28 protein-coding genes and 1 pseudogene are annotated in these 23,717 nt (G+C 43.4%); 25 read left to right on the top strand and 4 right to left on the bottom strand.

The window, feature by feature from the left end; all coding sequences use genetic code 11:
- Positions 1-69 precede the first annotated feature (69 nt).
- From KB186_RS06480 to KB186_RS06450, 7 genes and pseudogenes are all read left to right on the top strand, one after another.
- Positions 70-846 carry a nucleotidyltransferase domain-containing protein gene (locus tag KB186_RS06480; protein ID WP_232773279.1) on the top strand — a complete coding sequence of 259 codons (777 nt, stop codon included), beginning with the start codon at positions 70-72 and terminating at the stop codon, positions 844-846.
- Between the two features lie 43 nt (positions 847-889).
- Positions 890-1,444, top strand: coding sequence for an NADAR family protein (locus KB186_RS06475; protein ID WP_232773278.1), 555 nt, complete (start codon positions 890-892; stop codon positions 1,442-1,444).
- A pseudogene (locus KB186_RS06470) lies at positions 1,441-1,578 on the top strand (protein tyrosine phosphatase); the annotation flags it as partial. The gene KB186_RS06475 and the pseudogene KB186_RS06470, both read left to right, overlap by 4 nt.
- Positions 1,579-1,708: 130 nt before the next feature.
- Positions 1,709-1,900, top strand: a complete 192-nt coding sequence (locus KB186_RS06465; protein WP_173608040.1) for a hypothetical protein — start codon at positions 1,709-1,711, stop codon at positions 1,898-1,900.
- Between the two features lie 16 nt (positions 1,901-1,916).
- The gene (locus KB186_RS06460; RefSeq protein WP_173608039.1) at positions 1,917-2,072 is read left to right on the top strand and encodes a hypothetical protein; all 156 of its coding nucleotides are present in this window, start codon (positions 1,917-1,919) and stop codon (positions 2,070-2,072) included.
- 35 nt (positions 2,073-2,107) lie between these two features.
- Positions 2,108-2,653 carry an RNA 2'-phosphotransferase gene (locus KB186_RS06455; RefSeq protein ID WP_173608038.1) on the top strand — a complete coding sequence of 182 codons (546 nt, stop codon included), beginning with the start codon at positions 2,108-2,110 and terminating at the stop codon, positions 2,651-2,653.
- Between the two features lie 94 nt (positions 2,654-2,747).
- Entirely contained in the window at positions 2,748-2,900 is a 153-nt protein-coding gene (locus KB186_RS06450) for a hypothetical protein (RefSeq protein WP_173607640.1), read from the top strand.
- Positions 2,901-3,181: 281 nt separating this feature from the next.
- Here the strand turns inward: KB186_RS06450 and KB186_RS06445 are convergent, their stop codons facing one another.
- Positions 3,182-3,490: a hypothetical protein gene (locus KB186_RS06445; RefSeq protein WP_173608037.1), complete on the bottom strand. Its 309-nt coding sequence runs from the start codon at positions 3,488-3,490 to the stop codon at positions 3,182-3,184.
- Between the two features lie 169 nt (positions 3,491-3,659).
- Here KB186_RS06445 and KB186_RS06440 point away from each other — a divergent pair, with 169 nt between their 5' ends.
- From KB186_RS06440 to KB186_RS06430, 3 genes are all read left to right on the top strand, one after another.
- Positions 3,660-4,082, top strand: a complete 423-nt coding sequence (locus KB186_RS06440) for an HD domain-containing protein (protein WP_232773277.1) — start codon at positions 3,660-3,662, stop codon at positions 4,080-4,082.
- Positions 4,083-4,159: 77 nt separating this feature from the next.
- Entirely contained in the window at positions 4,160-5,704 is a 1,545-nt protein-coding gene (locus KB186_RS06435; RefSeq protein WP_232773275.1) for a YifB family Mg chelatase-like AAA ATPase, read from the top strand.
- Positions 5,705-6,143: 439 nt separating this feature from the next.
- Positions 6,144-7,349: a hypothetical protein gene (locus tag KB186_RS06430; RefSeq protein ID WP_173608034.1), complete on the top strand. Its 1,206-nt coding sequence runs from the start codon at positions 6,144-6,146 to the stop codon at positions 7,347-7,349.
- Positions 7,350-7,463: 114 nt separating this feature from the next.
- On the opposite strand, the gene KB186_RS06425 is transcribed toward KB186_RS06430, so the two are convergent.
- Both KB186_RS06425 and KB186_RS06420 read right to left on the bottom strand, forming a co-directional pair.
- The gene (locus KB186_RS06425) at positions 7,464-8,678 is read right to left on the bottom strand and encodes an IS256 family transposase (protein WP_173608033.1); all 1,215 of its coding nucleotides are present in this window, start codon (positions 8,676-8,678) and stop codon (positions 7,464-7,466) included.
- A 73-nt stretch (positions 8,679-8,751) separates the two neighbouring features.
- Positions 8,752-8,985 carry a helix-turn-helix domain-containing protein gene (locus KB186_RS06420; RefSeq protein ID WP_255675870.1) on the bottom strand — a complete coding sequence of 78 codons (234 nt, stop codon included), beginning with the start codon at positions 8,983-8,985 and terminating at the stop codon, positions 8,752-8,754.
- Between the two features lie 34 nt (positions 8,986-9,019).
- On the opposite strand from KB186_RS06420, the gene KB186_RS28415 reads away from it, so the two are divergent.
- Both KB186_RS28415 and KB186_RS06410 read left to right on the top strand, forming a co-directional pair.
- Positions 9,020-9,247, top strand: a complete 228-nt coding sequence (locus tag KB186_RS28415) for an ATP-binding protein (protein WP_229088086.1) — start codon at positions 9,020-9,022, stop codon at positions 9,245-9,247.
- Positions 9,232-9,381, top strand: a complete 150-nt coding sequence (locus tag KB186_RS06410; protein WP_229088237.1) for a hypothetical protein — start codon at positions 9,232-9,234, stop codon at positions 9,379-9,381. Before KB186_RS28415 ends, KB186_RS06410 begins: the two co-directional genes overlap by 16 nt.
- 591 nt (positions 9,382-9,972) lie before the next feature.
- On the opposite strand, the gene KB186_RS06405 is transcribed toward KB186_RS06410, so the two are convergent.
- Entirely contained in the window at positions 9,973-10,281 is a 309-nt protein-coding gene (locus tag KB186_RS06405) for a protease inhibitor I42 family protein (protein WP_173608031.1), read from the bottom strand.
- A gap of 499 nt (positions 10,282-10,780) precedes the next feature.
- Between KB186_RS06405 and KB186_RS06400 the strand changes: the two genes are divergently transcribed.
- The 13 genes from KB186_RS06400 to xerC all read left to right on the top strand — a co-directional run bounded on the left by KB186_RS06400 (position 10,781) and on the right by xerC (position 23,706).
- Positions 10,781-11,503, top strand: coding sequence for an EAL domain-containing protein (locus KB186_RS06400; RefSeq protein ID WP_221869172.1), 723 nt, complete (start codon positions 10,781-10,783; stop codon positions 11,501-11,503).
- A gap of 29 nt (positions 11,504-11,532) precedes the next feature.
- Positions 11,533-11,889 carry a hypothetical protein gene (locus KB186_RS06395; protein WP_017249346.1) on the top strand — a complete coding sequence of 119 codons (357 nt, stop codon included), beginning with the start codon at positions 11,533-11,535 and terminating at the stop codon, positions 11,887-11,889.
- Positions 11,886-12,698, top strand: coding sequence for a CBS domain-containing protein (locus KB186_RS06390; RefSeq protein WP_173608029.1), 813 nt, complete (start codon positions 11,886-11,888; stop codon positions 12,696-12,698). Before KB186_RS06395 ends, KB186_RS06390 begins: the two co-directional genes overlap by 4 nt.
- Positions 12,699-12,821: 123 nt before the next feature.
- Positions 12,822-13,136: a YbjQ family protein gene (locus KB186_RS06385; protein ID WP_173608028.1), complete on the top strand. Its 315-nt coding sequence runs from the start codon at positions 12,822-12,824 to the stop codon at positions 13,134-13,136.
- 72 nt (positions 13,137-13,208) lie between these two features.
- The gene (locus tag KB186_RS06380; protein ID WP_173608027.1) at positions 13,209-13,547 is read left to right on the top strand and encodes an SCP2 sterol-binding domain-containing protein; all 339 of its coding nucleotides are present in this window, start codon (positions 13,209-13,211) and stop codon (positions 13,545-13,547) included.
- 84 nt (positions 13,548-13,631) lie between these two features.
- A complete protein-coding gene (locus tag KB186_RS06375) occupies positions 13,632-14,525 on the top strand; it encodes an AlbA family DNA-binding domain-containing protein (protein WP_221869170.1) in 894 nt (297 codons plus the stop codon).
- A 36-nt stretch (positions 14,526-14,561) separates the two neighbouring features.
- A complete protein-coding gene (locus KB186_RS06370) occupies positions 14,562-15,617 on the top strand; it encodes a hypothetical protein (RefSeq protein ID WP_232773274.1) in 1,056 nt (351 codons plus the stop codon).
- A 186-nt stretch (positions 15,618-15,803) separates the two neighbouring features.
- Positions 15,804-16,964: an ADP-forming succinate--CoA ligase subunit beta gene (gene sucC / locus KB186_RS06365; protein WP_016743310.1), complete on the top strand. Its 1,161-nt coding sequence runs from the start codon at positions 15,804-15,806 to the stop codon at positions 16,962-16,964.
- Positions 16,965-17,008: 44 nt separating this feature from the next.
- On the top strand, positions 17,009-17,911 hold the full coding sequence (gene sucD / locus KB186_RS06360) for a succinate--CoA ligase subunit alpha (protein WP_015891769.1): 903 nt from the start codon (positions 17,009-17,011) through the stop codon (positions 17,909-17,911).
- A gap of 135 nt (positions 17,912-18,046) precedes the next feature.
- Positions 18,047-19,165 carry a DNA-processing protein DprA gene (gene dprA, locus KB186_RS06355; protein ID WP_232773273.1) on the top strand — a complete coding sequence of 373 codons (1,119 nt, stop codon included), beginning with the start codon at positions 18,047-18,049 and terminating at the stop codon, positions 19,163-19,165.
- A 106-nt stretch (positions 19,166-19,271) separates the two neighbouring features.
- Positions 19,272-21,350 carry a type I DNA topoisomerase gene (topA, locus tag KB186_RS06350; RefSeq protein ID WP_232773272.1) on the top strand — a complete coding sequence of 693 codons (2,079 nt, stop codon included), beginning with the start codon at positions 19,272-19,274 and terminating at the stop codon, positions 21,348-21,350.
- A gap of 39 nt (positions 21,351-21,389) precedes the next feature.
- Positions 21,390-22,703 (top strand): FADH(2)-oxidizing methylenetetrahydrofolate--tRNA-(uracil(54)-C(5))-methyltransferase TrmFO, encoded by a 1,314-nt coding sequence (gene trmFO / locus KB186_RS06345; protein WP_056488428.1) that lies wholly within the window; start codon positions 21,390-21,392, stop codon positions 22,701-22,703.
- Positions 22,704-22,764: 61 nt separating this feature from the next.
- Positions 22,765-23,706 carry a tyrosine recombinase XerC gene (xerC, locus tag KB186_RS06340; protein ID WP_173608022.1) on the top strand — a complete coding sequence of 314 codons (942 nt, stop codon included), beginning with the start codon at positions 22,765-22,767 and terminating at the stop codon, positions 23,704-23,706.
- Positions 23,707-23,717 lie beyond the last annotated feature (11 nt).

Genomic DNA, 23,717 nt, shown 5'->3' with positions numbered 1-23,717 from the left:
ATTGGTTCAGCGAGTTTTTTTCCCAGAGAAGGGGTACCTTGTTATTTGTTGTAGGAGGAGGAATGAATCTTGAGAGAGATCATCTTGGAAAAGTTAAGAGAAATCGAGCAAGCGCACGAGTTGAAAATATTGTTCGCTGTTGAATCAGGAAGCCGGGCATGGGGATTTCCGTCCAAAGATAGCGATTATGATGTACGTTTTGTCTATGTGAAGAAGCCGGAATGGTATTTGTCCATTGACGACAAACGGGATGTTGTGGAAGTACCGATCAACGACCTATTAGATATAAACGGCTGGGATATTCGAAAAGCACTCAAGCTATTTCGAAAATCGAATCCGCCCCTACAAGAATGGCTTGTATCAGACATTGTTTATCTCGATACACTTGGCTTTCGGAATGAGCTGCTAAGGTTGCAAGGGGAAGTATTCTCGCCAAAGGCTTCCTTGCATCATTACCTCAGTATGGCCAAAGGGAATTTTCGGGACTATCTGCAAGGTGAGCAAGTCAAAATCAAAAAATACTTTTATGTGTTACGCCCGATCCTCGCATGCATCTGGATCGAAACGTATCATACGAATCCTCCCATTGGATTTGATCAGCTAGTTGGAGAGCTAGTAACAGATTCTATACTAAAAAGTAAAATTTCTGAGCTGCTCCAAAGAAAAATGGCTGGGAATGAGTTGAATTTGGAGCCAAGAATCGAAGAGCTTCACCGTTTTATTGAGGAACAAATAGGGCGTCTGACTGCACTGGCGAGCCAATATACAAATGATTTGGAGGACCCAACTGACAAGCTGGATGAGATATTTCGGAATTATTTACAGAAGGCGTGGATTATCAGTTAGTCATGATGGAAACGTTACGATATATAGGGAGGTACAAATTTTCATGCAGGATCATATCCGAAAACATATACAGCAACCTCTCGAAATTCATTTTGACCAGCCAGACAAACCTTACGGCTGCTTCTCCAACTTCTCCTGTCATCCAATAGAGTTGGAAGGGGAAATATGGACAACCTTGGAACACTATCTGCAAGCCAAAAAAGTTTTAGGGACTGCCCTAGAAAAAGAAATCATGCGCAAGGCATTACAAGCAAAAGTGGAACAGTATCCTGTCATTCGTGAAATTCTGCTCTCTACCGGGGATGCAGCCTTAATCGATCGTTCGAGTAACGATCCAAACTTACTCGGAAAATTGTGGATGGAAGTACGTGAAAGCTTAGATGGGTATCAACCGCAATTCTATTTGCCGCCATGGATTGAGTTTCCAGAAGAGCATCCATATAGTTTGTTTTGGCGGATGGGATTTGGTGAGGACTATGTCATGCATTATTGGCCGTGGCTAGAGGAAATGAGTGTGGATGCTAGGAATGAGTATGACGCTTATTTTCCGGTACCAGAGGAATGGCAGTTTGAAGATTTCGATGAGGAGGAAGAATGAAGCTATTGTTTATTTGTAGCAGAAATAAATGGAGCTTGACGGCAGAAAAGATTTTTCACGGGATCAATGAATATGAAGTTAGATCAGCAGGTACTGAAACTGGGGAGCGAATCAGAGTAACAAGTCGAGTGCTTCCGCATATTTAGAGATTCCGGAATAAGCTGTTATTCGACATGGTCGATGTATGCCGGATTATTTTGTATAATGGGGATGATATGGCTCGATCGCACTATCCATACTTATCGTAAAGCGAGGATTTTCACCATGAAGAAAAAACTTGTACTGGTTCTAGATGTTGAAATAGCAGACAAAGCTGATATGCAGCAACTGGCCGATTCGATGTCCACAGCAATTCAATCCGTGGAAGGGATTGCCTTGCAGGATCTGGTTATGTTTGATAACGATGAAAACAACGCTGACAAGCTAATTGCGAACATAAAAAAAGAAATGGCCTAAAAAGGAGAACAGTCTGGTGTTTCTCGTTTATGTTCTGGCTTACTTGATCGTTGCTCTCCTTTATGGATTTTGGACGATGAAAAGCCAACAGCTCTGGATTCGACTAACAGGAAATTTCATCGTTCACCTATTTATTGCTTCAATCGTGAGTCTTGGTTACTTTTTTGTGTAAAGAAGTGGCTATGACCTGTAATGGGAGATGAGTGTATGGATTATCAAAGATTGAGTAAAGAACTGTCCTATGCGCTTCGTCATGCCCCCCATGAATATGAACTTGAATTAGACGAACAAGGATGGGTACCTATCAAGCAATTGCTTATGGCCCTTCATGAACAGCGCAAGTGGCGAGCGGTTACCGAAGAAGATCTACATACGATGATTGCGTTATCAGAAAAAAAGCGCCATGAGATCAATCAAGGTAAAATTCGCGCACTCTATGGACATTCAGTGCCGCAAAAGGTCCAAAAGGAAGAAAAAGAACCGCCTGCATTTCTTTTTCACGGCACGCCGCAAAGATTCCTTGATTCTATTTTGGCAAGCGGACTTGTTCCCAAAGGAAGACAGTATGTGCATCTGTCTGAAGACGTCCAAACAGCACAGCAGGTTGGGAAAAGACGAGACGATCATCCCGTACTTTTACGAATCGATGCGAGGCAAGCTTGGCAAGATGGTGTGAAGTTTTACCATGGAAATGAGCTCGTTTGGTTAGCAGATCATGTGCAAAAAGAGTATATCTCTGTCTATCAGAAGTAGCTCGACTTGCTCGAGAGGAAGCACACAGCATGGGAAAGACTCGCAGTCGAACGCGGGTCTTTTTTGTACCAATGAGCATAGTAAGGAGGTGAAAGTGGTATGGATTTTGTTGTTTGCTTTTCTACTGTTGACAGGACTTTTTGCAATCTACGACGCGATTCGGAGGCTGAACCAGAACATCGTAACGCAAGTGGATCAAAACCAACGGATCATTGAACTCCTGAATGAATTGAAGAGAAAGCAGTGAGGTAAAGGGTGAATGAGCGTGAGTGCGTAGTTGTCACGATGGAGTATCCATGGTAAGACGGCTAGATATTTTGGAATCAGGACGGAGATAACAAAAACCGTATTGTATTTGTCTTGTTCGTAGTCAATATGTGGTCTTGATCATAAGTTATCGTTTTCCCCATCGTATTCAAAGGGTTTCAGCAATAATACCCGTTCTAAATCGTTGGATAAAGTGATAAGGTCCAGGTCGCTGTAAAAGGAAATGCGTTCAAAAATTTTCAATCCAGTTCACCTTCGATTTTACGCTTTTTCATAAAGATAAAGAATACCGTCGTCGATCGACCAACTACATAATGAATGCCTCCAATCGCTTGCTTGCGAAGGTAAGTATTTTTCGAGGTCATTTACGATTTTTTCCCAATTTTTATCACTATCATTAATCTCGATGAACTCGCCGAATACCAAGTCAAAAACGAGATAACCCATTTCATACTCAATGCAATCGATTTTGTAGTAAGAAACACTGTATACTTCGTCCCAGTCGATCTGAACAGGTTCAGCATGTTCGTAGTGGATGGAAATTTGATGGGGATCAACTGTGAAATTCAAATAGAACCAACTCCTTAGCTGTTTAATTGAAGTATAACTGCTGGAGTGAAAGTTTTCCAGAAAGGTGTGGGGAGCTGGTGGAACTAAGTTATTAAGTGATGAGTGTCTATTGGGCTTTTTAATAAATGTTCAATAAAATCGGTAGTTCATTAGAAAAGGGGAAGTGTTGATGAGTACGTTAGAAAAAGCGATTGTAATTGCAACCAATGCACATACTGGACAACTTGATAAAGGAGGAAATCCTTACATACTTCATCCATTAAGGATAATGATGAAGATGCCAAGCAAGGAATCGATGATCGTTGCCGTCCTCCATGATGTACTGGAAGACACAGAGGTAACGAAAGAAGATTTATTTCAAGCGGGGTTTTCAAATGAGATTGTTGAGGCTGTATTAGCTGTTACCAGAGATGAAGAAGAAACTTATATGGAATTTGTCAAAAGAGCAAAACGCAACCCGATAGCAAGGTGTGTTAAATTGGCAGATCTGGAAGATAATTGTGACTTGAGCCGTATTCCAGATCCAAAACCAAAAGACCATGAGCGGTTGTTGCTTTACAAAGAAGCCATTAAAGAATTGCTCTCGACATAAACGTTTAGGCAAAAGCTCCAATTTACTTGCCCACCCCCTCTATCTTTTCCTACCCTATAACCAGAGGGGGTGAGAACATGTACGCATGCAGTTATTCAGGCACGGTGCTCGGCATAGACGGAATGGTCGTCACTGTAGAAACAGACATAGCAAATGGTTTGCCTCAATTCGATTTGGTCGGACTGGGCGGTTCAGCAGTAAAAGAAGCGAGAGATCGTGTTCGTGCCGCCTTGCGCAACGCAGGCTACGACTACCCTATGCAGCGGATCACCGTCAACCTGGCACCAGCAGACCAGCGCAAGGAAGGTTCAGGCTTTGACCTTGCTATTGCCTTTGGAATTTTACTAGCCTCGAAGCAAATGCTCCCTAGACCAGAGAGAATCCTTGTTCTAGGAGAGTTGGCATTAGATGGTTCTCTTCGCCCTGTAACGGGTGTACTCCCCATCCTGCTAGAAGCTAAAAATGCAGGATTTACTCACGTGATTCTCCCCAAACAAAATGCAGCGGAAGCACGGCTCGTCGACATTAGCGTATTGGCTGCGAGTAATCTGGAAGAGGCCGTGAACTATTGGAAAGAAGGACTTCATAGTAAAAACTCAAACTTGATTTTTCTCGAATCAGAGATAGGCAAGACAACGGCAAACCAGCTACCCCCGGACTTTGCCAATGTTTACGGTCAGCAATTTGTAAAACGTGGCTTGGAGATTGCAGCAGCTGGGTTTCATAATGTGATATTGGTGGGGCCCCCAGGTTCAGGGAAAACTCTTTTAGCCACTTGCCTACCTGGTATCATGCCGAACATGACTATTCATGAATCATACGAAGTGACGAAAATATACAGTATTGCTGGTCAATTAAAGCGGGAGAGTGGGCTTGTCGAGGAGAGACCTTTTCGTTCCCCGCACCATACGATTACCGCTACAGCCCTAATTGGCGGCGGTGCGCAAATCCCGCGTCCCGGAGAGTGTAGCTTGTCTCACGGTGGGATTCTCTTTCTGGATGAGATGCCAGAGTTTTCTCGGCATGTATTAGAGGTACTGCGTCAGCCGCTTGAATCAGGGGTTGTCACGATTGGACGATCTAAGCAGGTTTTTACCTTTCCTGCTCGGTTTCTGTTAATCGGTTCGTGCAATCCTTGTCCTTGTGGATTCTTCGGTACTCGAGAGAAGCAAACCTGCTCATGCTCCCCCCAGCAAATCTACAAATACCGCTCAAAGCTCTCAGGTCCCTTGCTAGACCGCATCGATCTGCACATCGAGGTGCCGAGAGTACCCGTTCAACTTCTTCACAACAGAACAGCAGAGGAGTCCTCAAAAGACATTCAGCAGCGAGTAGAACAAGCGAGGGCTGTCCAATGTGAAAGATACCACTATCGTCCGGGATGTCCTTTTAATAGTGTGATGAATGGTGAAGAGCTCCGTCAATTTGCCCACTTAGATAAGGAAGGACAGGAGATGCTGCAGTTAGCTTTCGAGACTCTCGGTTTAAGTGCCCGAGCTTACGACAGGATAGTCAAAGTAGCAAGAACTATCGCTGATTTAGATGGAGCTTCCAACGTAGAGGTAGCACATGTAGCTGAAGCGATTCGTTACCGAGCATTGGATCGTGGATTACTTTTTTGATGCTAAATAAATTATGAATGTTGAACACAATGTTCATCTAGTCGTGGACGCTACAGTAAGAGACTCTCTAATTGACAAAATAGTTAAAGAAAATCCCTTTATATTTTCTAGCCTTAGAATTTAACTAACCCGTCTCTTTTAAGGAGACGGGTATTCAACTATTATCTGCTTGAGTAACGATAGCATATCTGGTCTCTTTACTAAAAAACAAGATGAAAAATTCACGAAAATAGTATATCTGTCACATAGTTTTCGTAATTTGAAATACCATTTTACATGTTTTGTCAAATCGTGCGAGTGAGTAAATGTCAAATAAATAGTAATACTAGGAAACGTATTGTCAAAAAAGCGGAAAAGTGTCGAAACATTAAACTTTATCAAGATATAAGGTTGATAGTAATATATTGAAGCTAAATTGTAAGTGTTTGGAGGAGTATTTATGGGGTTATCTCGAAGCGAACGTAATGAGGACAGAAGAGATGCAAGATTAAAACGCCGTCAAGCTTTAGAGGCAAAAGCCCAAGCAGAAGCAAAAAAATCGACTTCTAGTCGCGCTCAACAAAGCAATACAAACTTATCGAAATCATCCGTGCAAAAAGCTAGTGTAGATAGAGTTGACATTAGCGAAGCGGCAAGAAATTTAGCAGCTACGGTGCCTAAACAAGCTCAAACATCAAATAACACAGGAGTAAAGCACGGTCCACCAATTCCTGCTAAAACGGAAATGACATGGGGTGAGGCAAGTAGTGAAGCCTCAGTTAGTGCTTCGCTTTCAACACTTACAAATAATGCAGCTGAAAAAATGTTAAGCAGCATTATTAGTGATTCAACTCTTCCAGGAACAGCGGGGAAAATCGTTGCAGTAGGTACGTCAACTGCAGATGTTTATTACGATGCCGCAGCTAATCTCTCTAAAGGTGATACCAAGTTTGGGAGTAATAAATCGATTTCGCAATCTTTTACAGAGGCTGTTACAGGCGCTATAATCTCTAAACTAGGTTCATCGGCATTGGTGAATGCAATCGCAGTATCACCAGCTTATATGAAACTAACACCACAGAAAGATAAAACTATTGCATTAATGGCTTCATTAGGTACCGGGTATGTACTTTCGCTTGCAGATTCAAAGATTGGAGTATCACCAGGAGTAGCCGAGTTTGTTGAGAGAGAGAAAGGCCGAGTTAAAGAGTCAGGTAAAAAAATTAATGAATATATAACTCAAAGTAATAAAAAAACTTATCGTGACTTTACATATAAGGAAAAACAAGCGATTGATAAGTATATGAATAATGTAACGTATCAAAATGATCGTATACTAAAAGCAAAGGTAGATTGGGAAGCCGCTAACCGAATAGGTGATAAAGATGGAAAGGAAAAAGCAAAAGCAGTTGCTAAAGATGCACGAGAAAAAGGCGGTATGTTAAGTAGAGAGACAAGTATAGATCGTATTAAAGAATTGAATGAAAAAATACAAAAAGAAAAAGAAAAATATAGAGAGGCAGAAAAAATCAAAGACAAAGCAAAACGAGAAAAGGCTCAAGACGAAGCGCATGAACGAGCTAACGCATATAGAACCCAAGGGGGTCTGTCAAGATTTTTGTGTAAACTCAATCAACCGATATATGAAAAGGTTTCATCCCCCTAATTAGGACATCTTTTTCGAAGCCAACAGGGTCAAGGGCGTAAGGCAAAGCGAACCCTTGACACGTGGGTGTAGAAAAAGACAATCCCTTCGGGGATGAAGCCTTTCTTTTACTTGTTAACGGATGTGTGGCCGTACGCGATCCTCAAAGAAAACAGATAGCTGCATGAGAATCTGTCCCCAATTGTGGACCCTTCCCGTCCATTTTCGTAAGACATCCATGGTTACGAGATATAACATCTTTAGAAGGGCATCGTCTGTCGGAAATATAGCTCTTCCCTTCGTTACTTTTCGAAGTTGACGATGGTAACTTTCAATAACATTAGTTGTATAGATCAGCTTTCGAATCTCTGGAGGATATTTAAAGAAGGTCGCAATCTCCTCCCAGTTGGAACGCCAGGAGCGTACCATTAAGGGATATTTACTCCCCCAAGTTTGCTCAAACTGATCGAATTCTTCCAGTGCAGCTTGCTCCGTTGGAGCCTTGTAAATAGGCTTTAATTCAGCTGTCACTCTCTTTAAATCCTTATAGGAAACATATTTAATAGAGTTACGTATTTGATGGATGACACACTTCTGAATCTCTGTCTTTGGATAACATGCTGAAATAGCCTCCGTAAAGCCTCGGAGGTTATCGACGCTAGTAATGAGAATATCCTGGACTCCACGGTTTTTCAGTTCATTGAGTACATGTAGCCAGAATTTAGCCGACTCATTCTCGCCAACCCAGATACCAAGGACATCTTTATGACCGTCAAGGTCAATGCCAATGACCATATAGGCAGCCTTGTTGACGATAGCCCCGTCCTGTTTTACTTTAAAGTGAATAGCGTCTAAGAAAACAACGGCATATACCGATTGCAAGGGGCGATTTTGCCACTCTTTAATCAGTGGAACGATTTTGTTCGTGACATTAGAAATGAGTGTTGGTGAGACTTCGATGCCATAGAGCTGCTGTAGATGATCTTGAATATCACGTGTGGATACGCCTTTTGCATACAGCGCGAGGATTTGATCTTCGATCCCTGTTACATTGGACTGGTGCTTCCTTACGATGGCAGGCTCAAATTCTCCCTCACGATCACGAGGAATTTGAATATCGACTTCGCCATACTCGGAGCGAACCGTTTTTTTGCTATAACCGTTGCGGCTATTGGTTGTTCGCTTGTTTTTCATGTCATGCTTGGCATATCCAAGTGAGGACTCCATCTCAGCTTCGAGCATTTCTTGGATCGTTTCAGCAAACAAATCCTTCAAGGCTGACTGAACATCGTCCACAGACTTCATGTTTTTCTCCTTGATCCACTGCTTGATCTGCTCTTTTGACATCATAAAAATCTCCCAACCTTTCTAAGACTAATTGTAGTTTAGAGGTTGAGAGTTTACACAGAATATTTTACAGACTCTATCTCTCGATAATGACTCTTTGTTCTTCGGGTGGGATCCTGCGCCCATGTTCCCATTCGTATAGAGTGCGCTCACTTATTCCTAAAAGCGCAGCAAATTCTCTCTTTGTGTACCCATTGTACAAGCGCGCTTTAATAATACGTTCCCTTAAAGTTGATTCAAGATCGACCAAGTACATCTGTTTTGCTGTACGTGCTGCTCTAAGACGGCCACCAGGACTATCATCTTTCATGTCCATAAAAGGGGAGAATAGTTTTCCTTTTTGAGTGATATTTCAAGGGTGTTATCTTCAACCTTGTCCTTCTGGATTCTTCGGTACTCGAGAGAAGCAAACCTGCCCATGCTTTCCTCAACAAATCTACAAATACCGCTCAAAACTCTCAGGTCCTTTGCTAGACCGCATCGATCTGCACATCGAGGTGCCGAAAGTACCCGTTCAACTTCTTCACAAAGAAAAGCAGAGGAGTCCTCAAAAGACATTCAGCAGCGAGTAGGACAAGCGAGGGCTGTCCAATGCGAAAGATACCACTATCCTCCGGGATGTCCTTTTATAAGTGTGATGAATGGTGAAGAGCTCCGTCAATTTGCCCTACTAGATAAGGAAGGACAAGAGATGCTGCACATGTAGCAGAAGCAATTGGCTACAGAGCCTTGGATCGAGGGCTACTTTTTTAAACGTGAGGGATTTTAAAATGCTAGATAGAATGGAAAATCCAATTCCTTTAGCAGTAACTACCTTGCGATAGCGAGCAATCCATAAGAAAAAAAGATCCATACGATCAGCAATGATCCAATAACGGCATTTCGCCTATAATCCTTGTTATTGACAATTTTCTTCATAATAAATGTAAAGTTAACAAAGAACAAAATAGCCAGAATAGGGTTAAGGTACAAAGCAGTTAAAACAATGAATCCCATATTATTCACCTCATCCAAATTATACCATATCCCGCTGGATGATTATCAATATATGCAGTTTAAATCAGTATCCAGATCATGCTCCTTCTTTGTTCCTCGACTATTTTGCCTTTGATGCACACAGTTTGCTTTGCTGCATGGTCACGTCTGCAAAGATGTCAACGCCTGTCCAAATGTAAATAGTCAAGTTTTAGAACAGAATCGTTTAGTCTGTATGTGCCTCATAAATGAAAACCTAACACATACAGACTAACCGCTTCACTTTCAATTCAGTAACAGTAAGTAATTTTGAAACATAACCCTACACAATCGTAACTACATAAAACGCAAACTCCCCGCATTCACCACTATCCCAAGGCCGACAATACTTCACTGATATCGACGTCATTCCACGCCGCAAAGCTTGAAAAGATATCACCTGATGCCCCTCTTGCCCAATACGAGCAGGCGAAGATGGGGGAACAAAATGATTCGCATGCAACGATAAAAAGCGAGCATCCACTGGATTAGACAAGTCCCACTGGTAACCGGTTGAGGGATTTGCCGCTAGCGTAATCGTGAACAAGTGGCCTTCCTGCACTTGCAGTGTAAACGTTGAAATCTTGACCACTGCCTACCTTCCTCCCTTTGGATGAGGACGATACCCATTTTTCATACGATATGAAAAAAGCTCTATAGCTGCTAACGACGGAACAAGCAGTAAAATTTTAATTTTTTATTTATATAACGCGTAACGCGATTCAGAACAGTTTACAAGTTGTGGAATTACTTGATACATCTATCATTTTACGGAAATATAACGATAGAAAATAGGCATTGTACATACAATGTTCCTAATTAATTTGAAACAATTAGTATGATCTGGAAAGGAATATGCAAGATGCTGGCGAATAAGTAGGGACAAAGACATAAATTGTCGAAATGTCTGCTGATATTTGTAATCTTTATTACCTAGTTATTGTTATGACTAGAAATATCCACAGAGAGTAGAATTTCTTTTGCTCGTGCATGTAGGTACATTTCCCGGCACTTCCATGGTTCAGAATATCTCGCATGGAAGAAGCTTTTTCTTTGTGTTCATACTTGCTAGGAAAGGGAAAGGAAAATTGATGGAGAGCATTGCAGAATTATTTAAGAAAAAAGAATACTACCACGCATTTCAGCCAATATGTCAACTTCCTGAGAAAAGTAGGATAGGGTATGAAGTATTACTTCGCAGTAAAGCGGGGATCCATCCAGAGGCATTGTTTTCTTTGGCGAAGGAAAACAAAATGCTGCCAGAACTCGACTCCCATTCCCTGCATTATGCGCTCTTGACTTTTTTTCATTCGTCGACTGAACACAAAAACGAGCTTTTATTTGTGAATATTTTTCCTTCTACCATAATAGAAGACACATTTCCTGGGTTCATTCAAAAGATCGCTCGTACCTTCCGTCCCTATTTAACCCAAATCGTATTGGAGATCAACGAATCGATTATGGAAGGGGAATGCTGGAGCGAACCCATTTTTACGCGACGCATAGCTGAATTGAAAAAGCTGGGTTTCTTAATTGCGTTGGATGATGTCGGAGATGGCGCAAACATATTCAGTAAAATTGAAGATATCTCGCCAGATTACATCAAGATTGATCGTTTTTTTTCGCAAAAGCTCTCGAGTTCATTAGAAAAGCAAAAGACTGTAAAACTGTTTGTCGATTTTTGCAAAGATGCACCTCAACTCATTCTCGAAGGAGTTGAAGAAGAAGAGGATTTTGCTTGTGCTTCTTTATTGGGCGTTGCAATCGGCCAGGGATACTTGTTTGGTAAACCAGGCAGTTTGCCGGACGAATAAGAAGGCAATGCAGAATTGGAGGAATTTTTATGGCTAGTGATAACAACGTATATTCTCGGAAAGCAACGCTTTCCTTAAAAATATCCGAGTTTGAAGTCCCTCCGATGCAGGATTTGTTGATCATCGGACGGAAAGCACCAATTGGTCCTGAGGCTGTAAGGAGAATGGCGGATGCACTTTCTCCAGAGCAATTTACATTACTAAAGATGAATCATCCGAAGATTGAGGCAGTCTTGTTAAGAAATACTCTTTTGCAAATGATTGATGAAAAATTATTGATGAAAATTATTCTGGAAGAGGCAGAGCGTATGATTAGCGACTCTATGGTTCTGCGATCTGAATTGAAAATAGCACTGTCTGTCCAACGAGAGGTGGATCTACTATGAACATCTCCGACATCATGACGACGACGATTTGTACCATCACCTCTGACAAAAGTGTCTCTTATGCGGCGGAGCGAATGAACGAATCTCATGTTGATTCGTTAGTTGTCATGGATCACGGAGAGGTGCTGGGAATGGTTACGACGAGAGACGTGCTGTCCGCTCATCCTAACCGAATCGTTGCCGATGCCATGAGCAGTCACCCGTTCTACCTGTCTGCCAACCACAATGTTTGGGAGGCTTATCACGCGCTTCATCAAGAACAAAGTGGTCTGGCTTTGATCAAGGAAGAGGATCAACTAATCGGATTCATCACAAAAGAAATCGTAGAGATGAAAATAGCAGAATATCGAGACCCATTATCGGGTTTGTATCGCGCTCCCTACATCCAGTTTATTGGGGAGAATTTTTTAAAGGAGCGTAAACCTTTCCATTTGCTTTTTATCGATTTGAACGACTTTGGCCGAATTAATAAGCTGCATGGCCATCCATTCGGGGATGATGTCATCCGCACCTATTCATCGGTTCTTTCTTCTCTGGCTGAAGAACAGGGGGATTACTTATGTCGTTATGCAGGGGACGAGTTTGTTTTGATCTCTACGATTTCCGATGAACAGATTCAGGAATACATTTCGCTTATTACACGTCCAACAAACGTTCTGGATATCTTTGTATCTGCAGCTGTTGGCCATGTAAACGGGTTTCAAACCCCAGACTTTTTCGATAAATCTTGGCGGGAATTAATCGCTGAAGCAAGTTTAGGCTCCTCAGCTGCCAAATTATCCAAAACAATTACTTCCACAGTAGGATAGGAAAAGTATAGTTTGTTAGCAATGCGCATACACTTTTGGACAGGTTTAGATCCTTCTTTGCAACCGATTATTTTATGGTACGTAATATATATTGTGAAAAGATCGATATGAGGAGGAAATGACATGATCGTAACTACTACCAGCATGATCCAAGGAAAAGAAGTGGTGGAGTATTTGGATATCGTCAGCGGAGAGGTAATCATGGGCGCAAACGTAGTCCGTGACTTTCTTGCAGGAATTACGGACATCATCGGAGGCAGAAGTGGCTCGTATGAGAGCAAGCTCTCAGAAGGGCGTGAACTGGCCTTGCGTGAAATGAAAGAAAAAGCACGGGCATTGGGTGCAAACGCAGTGATTGGGGTTGATCTCGACTTCGAAACATTGCGGGAAGGTATGATGATGGTTATTGCCACAGGCACAGCTGTCCGTGTAAAGTAAGCCGGTAAACACCCGGCTTTCTTTTTTTACAGAAAAGCGGTCCACATACATAGCAAGCAAGGAGCAGTGAGCATGCAGGTACAAAAAACTCTTCAGGATTTATCGAATAGAATAAACGCCCAACCACAAGGGATCATTGGATTACATGCTGTGTACCATTTTGTCCTAAGTGGAGAAGAGGGTGGCACCTACGAGGTGGTTTTATCCGATAATCAAGCGGACTATTCAATGGGTGTGACAAGGGAAGCGGGCTGCAAACTGGAGTTGTCTGACCAAGATTTTGTTAAGCTCGTAGAGGGACGCTTGAATCCCACCGTTGCTTTTGTAACGGGTAAGCTAAAAATTAGCGGAGAAATGGGACTTTCGTTTAAATTGCAAACAATCTTGCATCACTATCAATCACGAAAATAACGAAAAAACTAGTCAATTCTTAAAAGGTTGCGTTAAAATATGACCAAACAATGACACCTACTCTAACACAAAACGAGGGGAAACATGCGCCATATTTGTTCATTGATTGCGATGGTAAGCCAACTGGAAGAACAATCTGTGCGTTTTGATTTTTATCAAGAAATCAGACGACCCAAGCCAGAACGTCAGTTATTAAAGCATCATGTACAATTACCGCGTCATTATTTCGATTATTTAATTCATTCAGGAGTATTGGAAGTGGAAACAGATGCCCCATATCAGCCGGGGAAGACTATGCCTGCTTCCATTGGTATGAACATACGCTCGCTCGGTGGAAACGTATTGTTTGACATGTGCTTTGCTCCGCAAACATATAAATTGTGGCAAAACACAGATGCAAGCATAGAAGACCTTTCCCTACCTGCTGATATATTTGAAGAATATGTCTATCGCTTAGGCGCCATCAGTCGTTTTCGCTATTTAGGCCGAATTGACGATCCTGTAACAGCAACAAAACTTGGTGAGAACGACATGATTGAATTCAAACGCGACTTTCTTTATTCAAAGACGGGGATTATTAAGTCTATTGTGGCGTTTGCGAATTCAAACAACGGAAATTTATTTTTAGGCATTACAGATGAGGGGACAGTGTGCGGGATTGATCATGAGATCGAGCAGTACGGAGACCCGGACAAATACATCCTGGCCATTACGCAATACATCCAAGATAAGACGTCACCGTTTGTAACCCCATTTCCAAAAATTTCGTTGAAAAAAATAGATGGGAAAACAGTGGTAGCTATCTTTGTCGAAGCCTCGTCTGATTTGATCTGTGGTTTGGACAAAAACAATGAAAAGTATGTGGTGATTCGTACGAACAATCGCTCCGTTGTCGTGAAAGATCCGCACCAAATTGGTGAAATTTACGTGAAACGAAAGCTAGGCAGTGAGATCAGCCGTCGATTGGGACTTCTGTAGCGTTATCTTACAGGAATACACGAGGAGGGTTACTGCGTGATAGCGTCTTTACGTACGTGTCTACTGGTTATGATGGTGAGTAGTTTGTTCGTCACTGGCTGTGCACAGTCAGGCAAGGTTTCTGACGACATGAAAGATCATATCGAGAAAGAGCTTGGTGCGGTTGAAAAAGTAACGGTGATGTCAACGGATGGACAGGAAGTATTATTGGACTTGCGCTTGTTTTTGCAAGAACTGTCCGGACAAGGACAAGATTTACAAGTATCATCGGAGGCTTTAAAGCAAGAAGATGTACGTTTCACGCTCGTCCTTTATCGAACACAGCAGGCGCCACTCGTCGTGACAGTGGGTGAGTCGGCAAGTGAGTTTGGGGGACACACGTATCGTGGAGCGGGGGCCAGCTATTTTTATCAGTGGGTAAACAAGTTAACTGGAAAAGGAGTGCTCTCACAAAAAATTCAGAGCGTGCGTTTATCGGCAGAGGACCTTGGGCAGGCGCGCGTGTTGAACGAATCAGAAGCAGAATACATCAGGAAAGTAATGGGATCGGCAGTCCCGGAGGTGGACACGCGCAGCAAGCAGTATCCACTCTACCCGAACTATCAGATGAGAATGAATTCTGCTGACAGGCCAGTTGAAGTGGCCATTTTAACGCCGACGCTGATTGCGGTTCCTTTTGGGAGAGAAACGTTTTTCTTTCACGTGGAAGGTAGTCTCTTTTCGCGGTTAACGGAATGGATGCCGCCAAGCAATCGTAAGGACGACAAGATTGACCCGTTATTTAAATCTACACGGATTCGCGTCACAGCAAATGGCGAAATGAATGTCCAAGACACAAAGTTGGATGTCACCCAAACGACAATCGAGCAAGGAATTGCCCATCAATCTGTCCGATTGCTAAAAAATGCCGATCCACTAAATGTTCCACCCAAAAATCCGGGACAAAAACAATACGAACTTCATTTTTTGGTGAATGATATCGATCAGAGAATGGAAGTATATCCACGTTACTTTAAGTATGACCAAACTTGGTATATTCAGGATGAACTCGCTGAAAACGTGTGGAAATTGTTTCAATCTCTACGAAAATGAGGGATTTCCTCATGAAGTTTCGCATTTCTGGTCACGATAAAAAGAACATATTACTACCACTTTTGCAGTTTTTGTCGTAGAATAGTTACGTTGCACTGATAGTGGAGGTTATGACCGGAAAAAGACAGACGTCTTTGAACCGGTCTAAAAGCCTGCCGATCTTTATCTGCCATAGGAGGATGGAGAATGAACATTCATGAGTATCAAGGTAAAGAGATACTTAAGCAGTACGGTGTAAAAGTTCCTGAAGGACGCGTAGCTTTCACAGTGGAAGAAGCTGTAGAAGCAGCAAAAGAACTGGGCACCCAAGTAAACGTAGTAAAAGCGCAAATTCACGCTGGTGGCCGTGGTAAGGCTGGCGGTGTAAAGGTTGCAAAAAATCTTGATGAAGTTCGTACATATGCCAGCGAAATTCTTGGCAAAGTACTGGTTACTCATCAAACAGGTCCAGAAGGTAAAGAAGTTAAGCGCCTTCTGATCGAGCAAGGCTGCGACATCAAGAAAGAATACTACGTTGGTGTAGTTGTTGACCGTGCTACTGGAAGTGTTGTAATGATGGCTTCCGAAGAGGGCGGTATGGACATCGAGGAAGTAGCAGCAAACACTCCAGAAAAAATCTTCAAAGAAGTAGTTGATCCAGTAACAGGTCTGAATGGCTTCCAAGCTCGTCGCCTGGCTTACGCAATCAACATTCCAAAAGAATTGATTAACAAAGCTGCCAAGTTCATGATGAGCTTGTACCAAGCTTTTGTTGATAAAGATGCTTCTATCGCTGAAATCAACCCACTGGTTGTTACTGGCGACGGTGAAGTAATGGCACTGGATGCGAAACTGAACTTCGACAGCAACGCTCTCTATCGTCACCCTGACATCGTAGCTCTGCGCGATCTGGATGAAGAAGATGAGAAAGAAATCGAAGCTTCCAAGTTCGATCTGTCCTACATCGCACTTGATGGTAACATCGGTTGCATGGTAAACGGTGCAGGTCTGGCGATGGCAACAATGGACATCGTGAAATTCTACGGTGGAGACCCAGCTAACTTCCTTGACGTTGGTGGCGGAGCTACTGAAGAGAAAGTAACGGAAGCGTTTAAAATTATTCTCCGTGACGAAAAAGTAAAAGGTATTTTCGTCAACATTTTCGGCGGCATTATGAAATGCGACGTTATCGCAAACGGCGTAGTGAATGCAGCAAAACAAATCAAATTGGACAAACCTCTCGTTGTACGTCTCGAAGGTACAAACGTAGATTTGGGTAAGAAAATCCTCAATGAGTCCGGTTTGAACATCGTAGCTGCAGAATCTATGGCGGATGGCGCTGAGAAAATCGTATCCTTGGTGAAGTAAGATATTTCGAGTAGATACGTAAAAAAAGGTGGGAAAATTACGCGATGAGTATTCTCGTTAATAAAAATACAAAAGTAATTACGCAAGGGATTACGGGTGCAACTGGTCTGTTCCACACTCGCGGAGCCGTTGAATACGGTACACAAATGGTGGGCGGTGTAACACCTGGTAAAGGTGGAACCGAAGTTGACGGTATTCCAATTTTCAACACAGTTAAAGAAGCGGTTGAAGCAACTGGTGCAACTGCATCCGTTATCTACGTTGCTCCTCCTTTCGCTGCTGACGCGATCATGGAAGCAGTTGACGCTGAACTGGATCTGGTAATCTGCATTACAGAAGGTATCCCAGTTCTGGACATGGTGAAAGTTAAGCGTTACATGGAAGGCAAGAAAACCCTTCTCGTAGGTCCTAACTGCCCTGGCGTAATCACTCCAGGTGAGTGCAAAATCGGTATCATGCCTGGTTACATCCACGTTCCAGGTAAAGTGGGTATTGTTTCTCGCTCCGGTACCTTGACTTATGAAGCAGTTCACCAAACTTCTACTCGCGGCCTTGGTCAATCCACAGCTGTAGGTATCGGTGGAGACCCAGTAAAAGGTATGGAGTTCATCGATGTACTGAAAATGTTCAACGAAGATCCAGACACTGAAGCAGTTATCATGCTGGGAGAAATCGGTGGTACTGCGGAAGAGGAAGCAGCAGAGTGGATCGCTGCTAACATGAAAAAACCAGTTGTAGGCTTCATCGGCGGACAAACTGCTCCTGAAGGAAAACGTATGGGCCACGCTGGTGCGATCATCTCTGGCGGTAAAGGTACAGCTGCTGAGAAAATCGCGAAGCTCGAAGAATGCGGTATTCGCGTAGCGAAAACACCTGCTGTTATCGGTGAAACACTTGTTGAATTGCTGAAAGAGCGCGGTATGCTCGAGAAAGTAATGGGCAAGTAATCAGATAAGACAGAAGTGGACAGGCTTAGGCTTGTCCACTTTTTTATTTTTGAAGCAGCCTCTTTCTTTCGATAGAATAACTTTCAAATGCTATCCGCTGTGACAATTGTGGTCGGGATGAAGGAGGATTTTGGTGTGGAAAAGGCGAAGCTCGACGAGAGAGACTGGTTGTATGTGTTAACGATGATCTCGGGTTTGGGAAGAAAGAAAATCCGAGAGATGTTTGAAATCACAGGTTCTTTTCAGATTGCCATCGAAAATTGGCAGGAACTGGCTCGTGAGCTCAGATTGACTCCTTTGATCACTGGGCAGGTTGACAAGCAAAGCAATGAAGCTTCAGCTATGGCATTATTGGAAAAGCGTGAGGAAGAGGGAACGCGCTTTTTATGTCCTTTGGACGATGCTTATCCTGTTTCGCTCCGCAATATTCCCGATTCTCCGTTGATGTTGTTTTATCGTGGCGATCACACATTATTGGATAAATTGTCGATTGGCGTTGTTGGTTCGCGCAAACCGACACCATATGGAAGAGCGAGCTGTAGCTTTTTTGTCCGAGAGCTGGTACAAGCAGGTCTTGTCATTGTCTCTGGGGTAGCATATGGAATTGATGCAGAGGCTCACCAAGCTACCTTGAAAGCAGGTGGTAAGACTATAGGCGTACTCGGTTGCGGAATGAATCATGTTTATCCTTCTCGACATCGAGAGCTTTATCGTGAAATTGAATCTTTTGGCCTACTCCTCAGCGAATATCCTCCACATATTCCCCCTGTTTCTGGATTATTTCCAGAGAGAAATCGCATCATAAGTGGACTTTCTATCGGTGTATTAGTGGTGGAAGCAGCAGAAAAAAGCGGATCGTTGATTACGGCAGACTGTGCACTTGAGCAGGGCAAGGAAGTTTTTGCAATTCCTGGACCGATTTTTTCATTGATGAGTGCGGGGCCGCATAACTTGATCAAACAAGGTGCAAAGTTAGTAACGTGCAGTAGCGATATATGGGAGGAAATCAAGCATCATCTTCCCGAAGCAGAGCAGATGCAGCAGGTGGAAAAAAGCAAGGCAACCGATGATGTTCCCTTATCTAATGAAGAAAAAGCGATTGTGGAAGCCGTAACCTATGATGGGATTCATCTGGATGAGTTAATGAGCAGCTTAGAAAAAGACCAACGCAGGATGCTGCATCAGCTGGTCATTCGTTTGGAAGCAAAAGGAGCCATCGTGGCACTTCCTGGCGGTTATTTTGCACGGCGATAGCATATCCGCTAGCTTTTTGGCAATGCCTAGAGGCACAAGTGTTTGACAAACCGGATGAGGGTATTTAATAATAGGGAAGATTCCTTACTAAAAGGGGAGGAAAAAAATGGCTGATACGCTAGTAATCGTAGAATCCCCTACGAAGGCCAAAACCATTGGAAAATACCTGGGTAGTAAATATATCGTGAAAGCGTCTATCGGGCATGTGCGCGATTTGCCGAAAAGTCAAATGGGTGTAGACGTTGAACATAATTTTGAACCCAAATACATAACCATTCGCGGCAAAGGGGATGTATTGAAGGGCTTAAAAGATGCCGCTAAAAAAGTAAAAAAAGTATATCTCGCAGCCGACCCGGATCGCGAAGGGGAGGCAATTGCTTGGCATTTGGCACAATACTTGGGGCTCGATTTGAATCAGCCACTTCGTGTGGTGTTTAATGAGATTACCAAAGATGCTATCAAAGAAGCGTTCAAGCATCCACGACACATAAATATGGACTTGGTAAATGCTCAACAGGCACGTCGCATTCTCGACAGACTCGTGGGGTACAATATCAGTCCAATTTTATGGAAAAAGGTTCGAAAAGGCTTGAGTGCCGGACGTGTACAATCGGTTGCGGTAAAGCTTATCATGGATCGTGAGCGTGAGATCCAAGAGTTTATCCCGGAAGAGTATTGGACGATTGCAAGTACATTGATTAGCGACGGTAAAGTAATTAACGCGAAATTCTATGGTTATGGCGATGAAAAGGTGGAACTTCATTCGGAAGATGATGTAGCAGCGGTATTAAAACGAATGAAGAACAAACCATACGTGGTACAAAAGGTAACGAAACGTGAGCGTAAGCGCAACCCTGCACCTCCTTTTATCACGAGCTCTTTACAGCAAGAGGCAGCGCGTAAGCTGAACTTCCGCACGTCTAAGACCATGCGGATTGCTCAAGAGCTCTATGAGGGGATCGACGTTGGCAATAAAGAAGGCGCAGTTGGTTTGATCACCTATATGCGTACAGACTCTACTCGCCTATCTGTAACGGCGCAGAACGAAGCAAGGGAATACATACTTGAGAAATATGGTCCAGACTATGTGTTAACTGAGCCACGCAATCAAGTGAAAAACGAGAATGCTCAAGATGCTCACGAAGCGATTCGTCCAACAGGTGTGATGCGTACACCGGATGAAATCAAGGAATACTTGTCGAGAGATCAGTTGCGCTTGTATCGATTAATCTGGGAGCGTTTCCTTGCCAGTCAAATGTCATCTGCTGTTCTTGATACGATGAGCGTAGATATTGACGCAGGTGGAGTTACCTTCAGAGCAACAGGATCAAAAGTGAAGTTCCCTGGATTTATGAAGGTATATATTGAAGGAAACGATGATGGTGCAGAAGAAGAGAGCTTCCTTCCACCTATTGAAGAAGGACAAATCCTCGAACAAAAAGAAATCGAGCCGAGTCAGCACTTTACACAGCCACCACCTCGATTCTCCGAAGCACGCATGCTTAAAACGATGGAAGAGATGGGGATTGGACGCCCGTCTACCTATGCGCCTACATTAGAAACCATTCAAAAGCGTGGCTATGTGTCATTAGAGGAGAAAAGGTTTGTCCCGACCGAGTTGGGCGAGATTGTGATCACTCTTGTCGAAGAGTTCTTCCCGGAAATTCTCAACGTAGAATTCACTGCCCATATGGAATCGGGCTTGGATAACATCGAAGCAGGAACCACCAATTGGGTGCAAGTGCTGGACAATTTTTATCAAGACTTTGCAAAGCGCGTAGTTGTTGCAGAAGAAGAAATGAAAGAAGTAGAGCTGAAAGTCGAAGAATCGGATGAATCATGTGAGCTTTGCGGCCGTGTGATGGTTTATAAGCTTGGTCGATTTGGCAAGTTTTTAGCTTGTTCCGGATTCCCGGATTGCCGTAATACGAAGCCGATTGTAAAAGAAATCGGCGTAAAATGTCCGCAGTGTGAAACCGGAGAGATTATTGAACGTAAATCTAAGAAGAGTCGTATTTTTTACGGCTGCAATCAATATCCGGAATGCGATTTTGTATCGTGGGACAAACCGATTGCCAGACCTTGTCCAAAATGCTCCAGCATGCTCGTGGAGAAAAAGCGCAAAAAGCAAGGAGTTAGCATTGTTTGCACCAAGTGTGATTATCAAGAAGAGGCAGACTCCTAGACAGCCTGATTCGATTTTGTAGTTTGGAGGATTAACAGCATGTCACAACCAACAATTACAGTAGTGGGCGCTGGTCTCGCTGGTAGTGAGGCAGCATGGCAAATCGCGCAGGCGGGTGTAAAAGTAAAGCTGTATGAGATGAGACCGAAGACACAAACGCCTGCACACCATACCGATAAATTTGCAGAGTTGGTATGCAGTAATTCATTGCGTGCTAACACGTTAACGAATGCAGTGGGTGTATTAAAAGAAGAAATGCGTCGACTGAACTCTGTCATTATCGATGCGGCAGATCGTTGCGCGGTTCCAGCTGGAGGCGCGCTTGCCGTAGACAGACACGAGTTCGCAGCTCATGTTACAGATGCCGTTCGAAATCATCCATTGGTTGAGGTCATTTCGGATGAAATTACCGAAATTCCGGATGGGATTGTCGTAATTGCGACGGGGCCACTTACTTCTCCAGCTTTGTCTACAAAGTTAAAAGAGCTGACGGGTGAAGAGTATCTGTACTTCTATGATGCAGCAGCGCCCATTATCGAAAAAGACTCGATTGATATGAACAAGGTATTCGTTGCCTCCAGATATGATAAGGGTGAAGCAGCTTATCTGAACTGCCCGATGACTGAAGAGGAGTTCAATCGTTTCTATGATGCGCTGATCTCTGCGGAAACAGTTCCATTGAAGGAATTTGAAAAGGAAATCTTCTTCGAAGGCTGCATGCCGATTGAAGTATTGGCAAAGCGTGGTCACAAGACCATGACATTTGGTCCCATGAAGCCAGTAGGTTTGGTTGATCCGCGGACGGGCAAAAAGTCTTATGCTGTTGTACAACTTCGTCAGGACAATAGTGCTGCCACATTGTATAACATCGTAGGTTTCCAGACCCATCTGAAATGGCCGGATCAAAAAAGAGTCTTTTCACTCATTCCTGGGTTGGAAAACTGCGAAATCGTTCGTTATGGTGTGATGCATCGCAACACCTTTATCAACTCGCCAAAACTGTTGAAGCCTACGTATCAGTATAAAGACCGGGAAACACTTTTCTTTGCTGGTCAAATGACTGGTGTCGAAGGATATGTAGAGTCAGCAGCATCTGGTTTGCTTGCGGGGATAAATGCAGCACGACTCGCAAAAGGGGAAGAATTAATCGAGCTCCCACCAGAAACAATTATGGGTAGTATGGCTCGTTATATTACAACGGCAGATCCAAAGCATTTCCAACCGATGAACGCAAACTTCGGGCTTGTACCGGAATGGCCAGAACGAATCCGAGACAAGCGGTTGAAAAATGAAAAGCTCGCTGAGCGGGCGCTAGATACAATTCAGAATTTTACACAAGAACGACACAATTAACATTGATATCCGATTTTCGTCTGTGTTACTATATAGGTGCTTCGAGGAGGGTGCATCCCGTATGGACATTTCGCAACAAAATTCTGCGGATATTGAGATGTTTACCCGCTATTTGCGAGTTGAAAAAAACGCCTCTCCTCATACGGTGAAGCAGTATGTGGCAGATATCAGCGAATTTGTCTCCTTTATGGAACAGCACCAAATCACCGTATTTGCTGCTGTTTCTTATTTGCATGGTCGCTCCTTTCTCGCGCAATTGGCTGGCAGGGGGCTTTCCCGGCGAAGTATTGCCCGCAAGCTATCCAGCTTGCGTAGCTTGTACCGATTTCTGTTGCGTGAAGGTCAACTGGAACAGAACCCATTTCAACTAGTCTCCACTCCCAAAATGGAGAAGAAACTTCCTTCCTTTTTATATCCGCAAGAAGTTCAAGCTTTTTTCGATCTGCCTGATACAACCACTCCATTGGGAATTCGTGATCGGCTGATTTTTGAACTGTTGTATGCTAGCGGCATGCGCGTTACGGAGCTCACCACTTTATCTGTGAGTGATGTGAATCCGAGCATGGGAGTCGCCTTGGTTTATGGAAAAGGAGCGAAAGAACGATATGTGCCGGTTGGAAGTTATGCCTGCGACGTTCTTCGGCAATACCTAGAATATGGAAGAGAAAAACTGTTGGCTGGAAAAGTAGAACACGGCAATTTGCTGGTTAACTATCGGGGAGAACCGTTATCCGACCGCAGTGTTCGGCGGATTGTAGACAAATACGTAGAAACGTACGCTCTTCAATTGCGGGTTTCACCACATACCTTTCGTCATACGTTTGCGACCCATATGTTGAATGGCGGTGCTGATCTGCGTACCGTGCAAGAATTATTGGGACACGTTAATGTATCGACGACACAGGTGTACACGCATGTGACCAAAGAGCGACTTCGGCATGTATATGACACCGCTCACCCACGAGCAAACCCGGGCAATACAGGTTCCGCCAATCGGACATAACGGGAGGAATC

It is taken from the genome of Brevibacillus sp. AF8, from assembly GCF_021270385.1.
Classification (GTDB): domain Bacteria; phylum Bacillota; class Bacilli; order Brevibacillales; family Brevibacillaceae; genus Brevibacillus.
The sequence above is the reverse complement of the archived record's forward strand: the minus strand, read 5'-3'. Positions and strand labels throughout refer to the sequence as shown.

Excerpts from the sequence above, each read along its gene's own strand:
- KB186_RS06430 (WP_173608034.1), top strand. The coding sequence starts at position 6,144 with ATGGGGTTATCTCGAAGCGAACGTAATGAGGACAGAAGAGATGCAAGA.
- KB186_RS06435 (WP_232773275.1), top strand. The coding sequence starts at position 4,160 with ATGTACGCATGCAGTTATTCAGGCACGGTGCTCGGCATAGACGGAATG.
- topA (WP_232773272.1), top strand. The coding sequence starts at position 19,272 with ATGGCTGATACGCTAGTAATCGTAGAATCCCCTACGAAGGCCAAAACC.
- trmFO (WP_056488428.1), top strand. The coding sequence starts at position 21,390 with ATGTCACAACCAACAATTACAGTAGTGGGCGCTGGTCTCGCTGGTAGT.
- KB186_RS06475 (WP_232773278.1), top strand. The coding sequence starts at position 890 with ATGCAGGATCATATCCGAAAACATATACAGCAACCTCTCGAAATTCAT.
- sucD (WP_015891769.1), top strand. The coding sequence starts at position 17,009 with ATGAGTATTCTCGTTAATAAAAATACAAAAGTAATTACGCAAGGGATT.
- xerC (WP_173608022.1), top strand. The coding sequence starts at position 22,765 with ATGGACATTTCGCAACAAAATTCTGCGGATATTGAGATGTTTACCCGC.
- KB186_RS06440 (WP_232773277.1), top strand. The coding sequence starts at position 3,660 with ATGAGTACGTTAGAAAAAGCGATTGTAATTGCAACCAATGCACATACT.
- KB186_RS06395 (WP_017249346.1), top strand. The coding sequence starts at position 11,533 with ATGGCTAGTGATAACAACGTATATTCTCGGAAAGCAACGCTTTCCTTA.
- sucC (WP_016743310.1), top strand. The coding sequence starts at position 15,804 with ATGAACATTCATGAGTATCAAGGTAAAGAGATACTTAAGCAGTACGGT.
- KB186_RS06425 (WP_173608033.1), bottom strand. The coding sequence starts at position 8,678 with ATGATGTCAAAAGAGCAGATCAAGCAGTGGATCAAGGAGAAAAACATG.
- KB186_RS06385 (WP_173608028.1), top strand. The coding sequence starts at position 12,822 with ATGATCGTAACTACTACCAGCATGATCCAAGGAAAAGAAGTGGTGGAG.
- KB186_RS06455 (WP_173608038.1), top strand. The coding sequence starts at position 2,108 with ATGGATTATCAAAGATTGAGTAAAGAACTGTCCTATGCGCTTCGTCAT.
- KB186_RS06420 (WP_255675870.1), bottom strand. The coding sequence starts at position 8,985 with ATGAAAGATGATAGTCCTGGTGGCCGTCTTAGAGCAGCACGTACAGCA.
- KB186_RS06375 (WP_221869170.1), top strand. The coding sequence starts at position 13,632 with ATGCGCCATATTTGTTCATTGATTGCGATGGTAAGCCAACTGGAAGAA.
- KB186_RS06390 (WP_173608029.1), top strand. The coding sequence starts at position 11,886 with ATGAACATCTCCGACATCATGACGACGACGATTTGTACCATCACCTCT.
- KB186_RS06380 (WP_173608027.1), top strand. The coding sequence starts at position 13,209 with ATGCAGGTACAAAAAACTCTTCAGGATTTATCGAATAGAATAAACGCC.
- KB186_RS06465 (WP_173608040.1), top strand. The coding sequence starts at position 1,709 with ATGAAGAAAAAACTTGTACTGGTTCTAGATGTTGAAATAGCAGACAAA.
- KB186_RS06400 (WP_221869172.1), top strand. The coding sequence starts at position 10,781 with ATGGAGAGCATTGCAGAATTATTTAAGAAAAAAGAATACTACCACGCA.